This is a genomic window from Pseudomonas quasicaspiana, from assembly GCF_021147825.1.
GTDB classification, from domain to species: Bacteria; Pseudomonadota; Gammaproteobacteria; order Pseudomonadales; family Pseudomonadaceae; genus Aquipseudomonas; species Aquipseudomonas quasicaspiana.
Genome location: NZ_JAGTPI010000031.1, coordinates 60,485 through 70,078, shown reverse-complemented (window position 1 = coordinate 70,078; position 9,594 = coordinate 60,485). Strand labels below are relative to the sequence as shown.

The 9,594-nt window shown below is 58.5% G+C and carries 9 protein-coding genes; 7 read left to right on the top strand and 2 right to left on the bottom strand.

All coding sequences use genetic code 11. The features are described 5' to 3' along the window. Nucleotides 1–242 precede the first annotated feature (242 nt). The 7 genes from KDX30_RS17990 (at nucleotide 243) to KDX30_RS17960 (ending at nucleotide 7,951) form a co-directional block, all read left to right on the top strand. Complete coding sequence (locus KDX30_RS17990; RefSeq protein WP_122707943.1) at nucleotides 243–761, top strand: RNA polymerase sigma factor; 519 nt, start codon at nucleotides 243–245, stop codon at nucleotides 759–761. Nucleotides 762–828: 67 nt separating this feature from the next. Next, a complete protein-coding gene (locus KDX30_RS17985; protein WP_406643940.1) occupies nucleotides 829–1,794 on the top strand; it encodes a FecR family protein in 966 nt (321 codons plus the stop codon). Between the two features lie 119 nt (nucleotides 1,795–1,913). Continuing rightward, nucleotides 1,914–4,523, top strand: coding sequence for a TonB-dependent receptor (locus KDX30_RS17980; protein ID WP_231677098.1), 2,610 nt, complete (start codon nucleotides 1,914–1,916; stop codon nucleotides 4,521–4,523). A 118-nt stretch (nucleotides 4,524–4,641) separates the two neighbouring features. Beyond that, on the top strand, nucleotides 4,642–5,256 hold the full coding sequence (locus KDX30_RS17975) for a biliverdin-producing heme oxygenase (protein WP_231677097.1): 615 nt from the start codon (nucleotides 4,642–4,644) through the stop codon (nucleotides 5,254–5,256). Beyond that, complete coding sequence (locus tag KDX30_RS17970) at nucleotides 5,253–5,708, top strand: YbaN family protein (RefSeq protein WP_231677096.1); 456 nt, start codon at nucleotides 5,253–5,255, stop codon at nucleotides 5,706–5,708. Before KDX30_RS17975 ends, KDX30_RS17970 begins: the two co-directional genes overlap by 4 nt. A 125-nt stretch (nucleotides 5,709–5,833) precedes the next feature. Then, a complete protein-coding gene (locus KDX30_RS17965) occupies nucleotides 5,834–6,190 on the top strand; it encodes a DUF5064 family protein (RefSeq protein ID WP_231677095.1) in 357 nt (118 codons plus the stop codon). Nucleotides 6,191–6,442: 252 nt separating this feature from the next. Continuing rightward, entirely contained in the window at nucleotides 6,443–7,951 is a 1,509-nt protein-coding gene (locus tag KDX30_RS17960) for a sigma-54-dependent transcriptional regulator (protein WP_231677094.1), read from the top strand. 6 nt (nucleotides 7,952–7,957) lie between these two features. Here the strand turns inward: KDX30_RS17960 and KDX30_RS17955 are convergent, their stop codons facing one another. Continuing rightward, complete coding sequence (locus KDX30_RS17955) at nucleotides 7,958–8,365, bottom strand: NUDIX hydrolase (RefSeq protein WP_231677093.1); 408 nt, start codon at nucleotides 8,363–8,365, stop codon at nucleotides 7,958–7,960. Then, on the bottom strand, nucleotides 8,362–9,453 hold the full coding sequence (gene ddlA / locus KDX30_RS17950; protein ID WP_231677092.1) for a D-alanine--D-alanine ligase: 1,092 nt from the start codon (nucleotides 9,451–9,453) through the stop codon (nucleotides 8,362–8,364). Before ddlA ends, KDX30_RS17955 begins: the two co-directional genes overlap by 4 nt. Between the last annotated feature and the right edge of the window lie 141 nt (nucleotides 9,454–9,594).

Genomic DNA, 9,594 nt, shown 5'->3' with positions numbered 1-9,594 from the left:
CCCGCGATTCGGTCTGTCAGTCGATGAATATATTGCCTGTGCTGACGCGATCGCGGGCAAGCGCGCTCCTACAGGGTCCGTGTTTGCTGCGCGACAGCGTGGTGTCAGGGACACCGGGGCGACTCCCACAGGAAGTTCACACCGCACCTTTCCTACAGACAACAACATCGAACACCCCTTGACCGAACAAGCGGATGAGAAGCATTATCATCTGCTGCTTTTCTCGGTCGAGTACTCCCCCGGTGAGTCAATCGCGTTTAAACGAAGTATTCGTCTCTCACAGACCTATTCTGCTGCGCACCCTGCAGCGGATTGTCAGCAATCACAGCACCGCAGAAGACCTGCTTCAGGAAACCTATCTGCGCGTGACTGGCGCATTGAGCAATCGCGCCATCGAGCACCTTGAGCCATTCATTTTTCAGACCGCCCGCAACCTCGCGCTGGACCATTTGCGCGCCCGGCGCGTGCGGGAACGCTTGTTGGCCGAGGACGCAACGACCGCCGACATGGAAAACGTCAGCGCCTCGACGACGTCGCTGGAAGACGCAATCCACGCCAGGCGAATGGTCGAAGTGCTCAGTAAAAGCATCGCTACCCTGACGCCTCGCCAACAGCAGATTTTCAGCCTGAGCCGCCTCCGGGGTCTCAGTTATGTGGAAATCGCTGAGCAACTCGGCGTGTCCGCAAGCACCGTGCAGAAGGAGCTGAAATTGATCATGGCGATCTGTGTGGCGGTTGCAACAAGGCTTGACCACCCTTGAGCGTTCCAGCAGTCTGCGGCAAATCCGGCATCGGCCGACGACACACAAGAATAACCGAGGACTTCCCGTGAAGGACCCTGACCTCCATCGCGCGCGCACCATCGCTGAAGAGGTGTTGAGCGACAGCGTGATGGATCAAGCCTTGACCTGGCTGATTGAGCTGGATGGCAGTGACGCGCAACAGCAAGCCCGTTTTCAGGCCTGGCTGGCGGCCGACTCTGCCCACCGGGAGGCGTTTGCCAAGGTTCAGGCGATCTGGCACTCAAAACCGGTTGCCCTGGCGGCAGTCGAATTGAACGCCAGTCAGCCATCACGCTGGCGCCGCCTGCGCTCCCGCTGGATACCTGTGGCAACTGCCGCGATGCTGCTGATCGGCGTGTTCAGTTTCAGTAACCTGGGTCTTCGCCTGCAGGCTGATCACTTGACGGTGGTCGGTGAACGTCAGCGACTGCAACTCGATGACGGCTCCAAGGTGCTGCTCAACACCAACTCGGCATTTTCCAGTGATGTGACCGGCAAGAGCCGGGTCGCCAAATTGCTGCAAGGCGAAGCCTTCTTCGAAGTGCCGTTCAGCCAGGGTCAGCCACTGGAGGTACAGGCGGGCGCGGTGAGCATGCGCACCAATGACAGCGCCTTTGCGGTGCGCTACCTGGATGGCATTGCGCAGATTCAGGTGCAACGCGGGGCACTGGATGTGCGCGCCCCGCAAGGCAACGACGAAGTGAAGCTCGCAGGAGGTGACAGCATCCGGGTGGGGCCTGAAGGTTTCAGTCATCGCCAGAAGCTTGATCCGGGCAAGGATCTGGCCTGGATTCAAGGTCGTCTGGTGTTCGATAATTGCCCGATGGGTGAGGTCCTCGCCGAGTTGCGACGCTATTATCCCGGCTGGATCGTCAACACCAACAGCAAACTGGAAAGCGTTGCGGTGACCGGAAATTACCGCCTGGACAATCCAATGGACGTGGTCCGGTCGCTCGCGCATATCACCTCTTCCCAGCTGCATGAACTGCCTGCACTGGTCATTCTCAACTGAGCCGATTTATTTTTACTCGATAGTCATCCGTCGCGCGTCTCGTCTTAGCCAATGCAACTGATTCGTATTAACGGCAGCTGCTAAAACTAAAAAGACTGCACAACGGAGCCCCATCGACAATGCGTAATCCCGTCACGCCCCATGCGTCCCGCACCGCAGGGCTGCACAAGTCCGCCCTCTCGCTGTTGACCCTGGCGGTTCTGTCCGCTGCTGGCTGGTCCGGCGCTTTGCACGCAGCCAACGCCAGCGAAGCCGACACAACAACGGCATCGAACCGGACTGCCGGGGTTTACGCATTCAACATCTCGCAACAACCACTGACTACGGCGCTTAACGAGTTCAGCCGCATCACTGGCTGGCAGGTAGGGGTTTCTTCTGAGCTGGCCAACAACGTCACTTCCCCCGGCGCACGCGGTTCGCTATCACCTGCCAACGCACTGGAAAAACTGTTGGCCGGTTCGCACCTGAGCTACCGCACGATGGGAAACAACAATGTGGTGCTGGAAAAACGCAGCGACGGAGTTGTTGCACTGAGTCAGATCACGGTCAGCGCTACTCGCCAGGCTCAGGATATTGCGTCGGTACCCAGTTCGGTTTCGGTCCATGAACGTGCGGAACTGGATCGGCAGAACGTGAATACTATTCGTGACCTTGTGCGCTATGAACCGGGAGTTTCCGTGGGCGGTGCCGGTCAACGTTCGGGCACCACCGGCTATAACATTCGCGGCATCGACGGCAACCGGATCCTGACCCAGGTGGACGGCGTCGAAGTGCCTGACAACTATTTCTCCGGTCCGTATGCCAACACCCACCGTAATTACGTCGACCCGGAAATCGTCAAACGCGTCGAGATTCTGCGTGGCCCGGCATCGGCCCTTTATGGCAGCAGCGCCATCGGCGGCGCGGTCAGCTATTACACCCTTGATGCCGATGACATCATCAAGGACGGCAAGGACGTCGGCGCGCGCCTCAAGACCGGCTACAGCTCGGCCGATGAAAGCTGGCTCACCTCTGGGACATTCGCCGCACGCCAGGGTGACTTTGACGGTTTGCTGCACCTGAGCCAGCGCAACGGCCACGAGACTGAATCTTATGGCAGCACCGGCGGTACCGGCCTGGAGCGTACGCAGGCCAACCCCGAGGATGCACGCACCACCAACATTCTGGCCAAGCTGGGCTGGAACTATGGCGAGGGTTCACGCCTGGGACTGACCTACGAAAAATACAAGGATGACCGGGACACTGACCAGCAGAGCGCTGTCGGCGGGCTGTTCACTGGCGGGGTCGGTACCGGCCTGAACTTTTACCGTGGACGCACCGGGAACGACACTATCAGCCGCGAGCGGTTTGGTCTGGAAAACAGCTTCGAGCTCAACAGCCTGTTGGCGGATAACGTCAAATGGAGTCTGAACTATCAGATTGCCAAGACCGATCAAACGACACTCGAGCGCTACTTCCCGATCACGCGGGATGTGTGGCGCTCTCGAGAAACCACCTACAAAGAACGTCAGTGGATTCTCGATGCTCAGCTGGACAAGGCCTTCAGCATTGGCGACACCGAGCATCTGCTGACTTATGGCACCACCCTCAAGCAGCAGAAAGTCACCGGCCAGCGCAGCGGCGGTGAAGTCTGCGCGTCGACGGCGGGGTTCGGTACTTGCAGGGCAGTCGGCCAGGTGCTGCCTCAAAACACCCTGGCCCCTTCCAGTGACTTCCCGGACCCCACTATCAGTACCTACAGCCTGTTTGCACAGGACGAAATCCGCTGGAACGACTGGACGTTCCTGCCAGGCGCCCGCTACGACTACACCCGTCTGGATCCGCACATCACTCAAGAGTTTCTCAACACGGTGGGTGAGGATCGGGACAGCGTCAGTGACGAAAGCCAGAAATGGCATCGCGTGTCGCCCAAGCTGGGCGTGACCTATGCCTTCAATGATCAGTACACGTGGTACGGCCAATATGCGGAAGGCTTCCGCACGCCAAGCGCCAAAGCGCTTTACGGACGTTTCGAAAACCTGCAAAGCGGTTACACCGTCGAGCCTAATCCTGATCTGGAGCCGGAAAAGAGCAAGAGCTACGAAACCGGCCTCCGTGGCCGCTTTGAAGCAGGCACCTTCGACGTTGCAGTGTTTTACAACAAATACCGCGACTTCATTGATGAAGACCAGATTCAGCCTGGCACTGCTACCGGATCGACCTTCCGGGCGAACAACATCGCTCATGCGACCATCAAGGGCGTTGAACTCAAAGGTCGCCTGAGTCTGGATACGTTTGGCGCTCCAAAAGGCTTCTTTACCCAAAGCGCTATTACCTACCTGTATGGCCGTAACAACGACAGTGGCGAGCCGCTCAATAGCATCAACCCACTGACGGGTGTGTTCGGTCTTGGCTACGAACAGGATAATTATGGCGGGCTGCTCAGCTGGACGCTGGTCAAACGCAAGGACCGTGTGAGTGACCTTGAATTCAATGAGCCAGACGGTTCATCAAGCCAGTTCAAAACGCCGGGCTTCGGTGTGCTTGATCTTAGCGGGTACTACAAGGTCACCAACGATGTAACCGTGAATGCGGGCCTGTACAACCTCACCGACAAAAAATACTGGCTATGGGACGACGTGCGCGGCTATGACAGCGCAGGCGAAGCGGCCGTCACCGCTCCGGCCAACCTTGACCGCCTGACTCAGCCCGGCCGCAACTTCAGCGTCAACGTGGTCTGGGATATCTAAGCAATCCCCCCCCTTAAAGCGTGCCGTCGATGATCTTCGGCGGCATGTTTTTTTACGCTTCAAGGGTGAGTCATTCGTCTATTTAACATCCTCTCAATGTTTACCAGGGAAGAACCCAATGACCTCCGAGCAAAATCGCCCTGCCCTGCGTTCCCAGCGCCTGAACCAGATTACCCACGCGCCGCACGAGCAACTCGACAAGGCAGTAAAAGCCAATGCGCCCTTTGAAACGCTGGAAAGCTACAAGCGCTTCCTCGTCGCCCAGTATCTGTTTCAGGCAGAGCTGCAGGCTCTGTACAACGACCCCGAGTTGAAGAAAATCGTCCCTGACCTGCCTGCACGGTGCCGCGCAGAACAGGCCAAAGCCGATCTTGCCGACCTGAACACTGACACTCCACCCACTATCTCCGGTGCGGTGCACAACCCGACCAGGGCCCAGGCCATGGGCTGGCTGTTTGTGTCCGAGGGTTCCAAACTGGGCGCGGCCTTTTTGATCAAGCGTGCCGCGGCGCTGAACCTGAGCGAAAGCTTCGGAGCCCGGCATCTGGGCGAACCTGCGGGAGGCCGGGCGGAAGGCTGGAAAAGCTTTATCAGAACCCTGGACGGGCTGGACTTCACCGAGCAGGAAGAGGCTCAGGCGGATCAAGGCGCCATCGCGGCGTTCGAACGCTTCAATGTGCTGCTCCAGCACGCCTATGCCCCTGCGCCAAAGGTCGAGTCGGTTCAAGCATGAAAAAACGCCCGGTGCTGTTAAGCTGGCCGGGCTTTCTGAACCTGCCTGTAGTGACCATGACCTCCAAACCACCCGGTACCAGACTCTCTCGCCTTCTGTTCGGCATCCTCGCCTACGTCAGTCTGGGCATAGGGATTGTCGCTATTTTCATTCCGGGCCTGCCGACAACCGAGTTCATTCTTCTCGCGGCATGGGCTGCGACCAAAAGCTCGCCGCGCCTGAGCGCGTGGCTGGAAAACCACAAGCTGTTTGGTCCGATCCTGAGCAACTGGCGCAATGGTCGGAAGGTGACTCGCAATGCCAAGATAAGCGCGACCATCAGCATGCTGCTCTGTGCGGGTTTGATGCTTTATCTGATGCACGGTTGGCCGGTGTATGCCGCCGTTGGCGGCATGCTGCTAGGCAACCTGTGGATATGGTCGCGGCCAGAGCCAGTCAGCAGCAAGTCCTGAGCACTGATCCTCGTCACGCCACTGTCACTCGACATGGCCTAAGGTTGAATCTTCACATTCCCTGAACGTCAACGGACCTTACCGGGTCTACCGTGACACTCATCGACCAGCCAAGGGGCAATGACATGTTCGAACCAGGCCATCTGCATATCACTCGCGTGCCACTGCAAGCATCGGATTTCAGCTACGACATTCATATCCGTTACGAAGTCAGCGAGCACCCAGAGGAAGGCAAGTCCATGCATTTCACGATGCAGGGCGAGGTCGCAGGCAACACGTTCGAGGATGAATTCGTACTGCCAAAAGATCTGGCCTGCAACTTTGCACATAACGCCAATCAGATCGCAGTCAAACACGGCATGCCGCACACCGCTTTGGTGCCGCTGGCGATGCATGAAGAATATGACCGTATGTTCAAGGACGTTCACGACAAGCTGGGCATCGAACCGGGCGAGCCGGTGAAGCCAGAGCACTTGGTTTGAGATAGGGCGCAGAGACACTGTTGGAGCGAGGCTTGCCCGCGAAGAACGATAATGCGGTTCGTCTGCCCTGCCGCGTCGGCTGATTCGCGGGCAAGCCTCGCTCCAACGGAATGCTGTGAAAAGGCGGTCTACGGTAGGCGACCGTGGCATCTCAAACCACAGTTACCCCGCCAGACTCATTCCAGTTGAGCGTTGCACCCCGGTTTTACTGGCATAATGCCCCCCCTCTTCACCCAGAACCTTTAGCGCCCCATGCGTATCCACGTCAGCTTCATCGACCGCGTCGGCATCACTCAGGAAGTCCTGGCCATTCTGGGTGGGCGCAATCTGAATCTGGATGCGGTGGAAATGGTGCCGCCCAACGTTTACATCGACGCACCGACCCTCAGCCACCAGGTCCTTGAAGAACTCAAGGACGCGCTGTTCCGGGTGCGTGGCGTTGAAGCCATTACGGTCGTTGATATTCTGCCCGGCCAGCGTCGCCACTTGCAGCTCGATGCATTGCTGGCAGCCATGACCGATCCGGTGTTGGCGCTGGACAGTGCCGGGCATGTGCTGCTGGCCAACCCGGCGTTGATCGCGCTGATCGGGCGCGAGCCTGCTGGTGAACCGGTGGCCGAGTTGTTTGCCGATCCGGGTCTGCACAGCGCATTGCTGGAAAACGGCTTTCGCCTGCCTTTACGTGAAGTCACGCTCAACGGCGAAGCGTTATTGCTGGACGCTACGCCGATTACCGATGCGGGTGCATTGCTCACCCTTTACCAGCCAAGCCGTATCGGTGAGCGTCTGTCGGCCTTGCATCACGACCATGCCGAAGGCTTCGATGCGCTGCTGGGCGAGTCCACGGCTATCCGCACCTTGAAGGCCCGCGCACAGCGGGTTGCTGCGCTGGACGCGCCACTGTTGATCCAGGGTGAAACCGGCACCGGCAAAGAGCTGGTGGCTCGCGCCTGCCACGCGACCAGCGCCCGACACAGCGCGCCCTTTCTGGCACTCAACTGCGCCGCCCTGCCGGAAAACCTCGCCGAGAGTGAACTGTTCGGTTACGCCCCCGGCGCATTCACCGGGGCGCAACGAGGTGGCAAACCGGGGCTGATGGAGCTGGCGAATCAGGGCACTGTTTTTCTCGATGAAATCGGCGAAATGTCGCCGTACCTGCAAGCCAAGCTACTGCGTTTCCTCAACGACGGCAGCTTCAGGCGTGTTGGCGGGGATAAGGAAGTAAAGGTCAACGTGCGCATCCTCAGCGCAACGCATCGCAATCTGGAAAAAATGGTCAGCGAAGGCACCTTCCGCGAAGACCTGTTCTACCGCCTGAATGTGCTCAATCTGGAAGTCCCGCCCTTGCGCGATCGCGGACAGGACATTCTGTTACTGGCGCGCTACTTCATGGAACAGGCTTGCGCACAGATTCAACGCCCGGTCTGCCGACTTGCTACCGGCACTTATCCGGCCTTGCTGGGCAACCGCTGGCCGGGCAACGTGCGTCAATTGCAAAACGTGATTTTCCGCGCGGCGGCCATCAGTGAAAGCAATCTGGTAGACATCGGTGATCTGGACATCGCCGGCACAGCCGTCGCCGGTGAAATTGATGGCGAAGTCGGCAGCCTGGAAAAAGCTGTCGATACCTTCGAAAAAGCCTTGCTGGAAAAGCTCTACGCCGACTATCCGTCCACCAGGCAACTGGCGGCGCGCTTGCAGACCTCGCACACCGCCATTGCCCATCGCTTGCGTAAATACGGGATTCCCGGAAAAGCCTGATGCTGATCAGGCCTCGGCGAGCATGCCCCGGTAGATCGGCAGGATGGTGTCCCGGGTCAGCGGTGCCAGATTGAGATCCGAGTGGCTGTCGGCGCTGATCCAGACGACTTCCTCGATTTCCGCAGCGGGAACGACCTCGACATTGATGCGCACTTCGAACAGCTCGCAGCGCACCTCGAACCCTGGCTCGTTAGCGGCAGGCGCCGCGAAAGAACCGAGATAACCCGCGTTGGCTGGATCGATCCGTAACCCGAGCTCTTCCTCAAGCTCCCGCGCCAGCGCTTCGGCAGCGGACTCACCGGCGTCGATCTTGCCACCCGGCTGCATGAACGCCTGGGTGCCGCGCTTGCGTACCAGCAAGGTCCGTCCGTCTGGCCCTATCAACAACGCTGCAGCGATATGAATCAGTCTCATGAAAATATCTCGGTCTTGAGTTGACGCGCTTCATCAGCACGCTCCAGTGCCAGCGCGATCAGACGATCAATCAGACCGGCGTAGGACAAGTCCGTGGCCTGCCACAGCTTGGGGTACATGCTGATCGAGGTGAAGCCGGGAATCGTGTTCACTTCATTAATGATGATGTCCCGCGCCTCAGTGACGAAGAAGTCCACCCGGGCCAGACCGGCACAGCCCAGTACTTGATAAGCACGTAGCGCAACTTCACGCACCTCGTCGCTGACATCGGACGCCAGTTCGGCAGGGATCGCGATGCGCGCCTGATCACCGTTCAGGTATTTGGTGTCGTAGGCATAGAACTCGTCATTGGCGATCACTTCACCGCAGACACTGACTTGCGGCTGACGGTTGCCGAGCACTGCACATTCCACTTCTCGACCCACAATGCCTTTTTCGATCAGCACCTTGTGGTCGTATTCGAAGGCCAGTTTCAGCGCGGCGCTGTAACCGGCTTCATCAGTAACTTTGCTGACACCTACCGACGAGCCCTGACTCGCCGGTTTGACAAAGATCGGCAAGCCAAGCTGTGCGACGACTGTCGCGTACTCTACCGACTCTCCATGACTGACCACCACGAACGGAGCCACGGCAATACCGGCGTCACGCAGCAGGCGCTTGGTCACGTCTTTGTCCATGCAGGCCGCCGAGGCGAGCACATCCGGCCCCACGCAGGGAATCGCCAGCATGCGCAACAGACCCTGCAAGCAACCGTCTTCGCCGAACGCGCCATGGATCAAGGGAAATACGACGTCTATGCGTGGCAGTTCTACACCCGACTCAACATCGACAAACTGCCCGCCAGCACTGCCCGGCAACAACGCCAGGCGCTTGCCCGAAGCACTGAGGCTGATCTTTGCCGGATCGTTGGCATTACGCAGGTAATCGCTTTCATCGAAGCACAGCCAGCGGCCCGACTTGTCGATGCCAATCAACGTCAGATCATGGGTGCCGCGATCGATCGCGTTGATCACGTTCCTGGCTGACTGCAGCGAGACTTCGTGTTCGCTGGATTGTCCTCCGAAGAGGATAGCGACTGAGTTTTTCAAAGCGGCAACTCCTGATTTTCAGGCCGCAGAGTCAAAAGCAAAATCGCGCGTTAGTCCAGTAGCGATGCGCGCAGATGGTCGTCGAAGTCAAAAAAAGGCAAAAAAAATCTCACGGAATGGAGGATCAGGTTCTGATCGTCC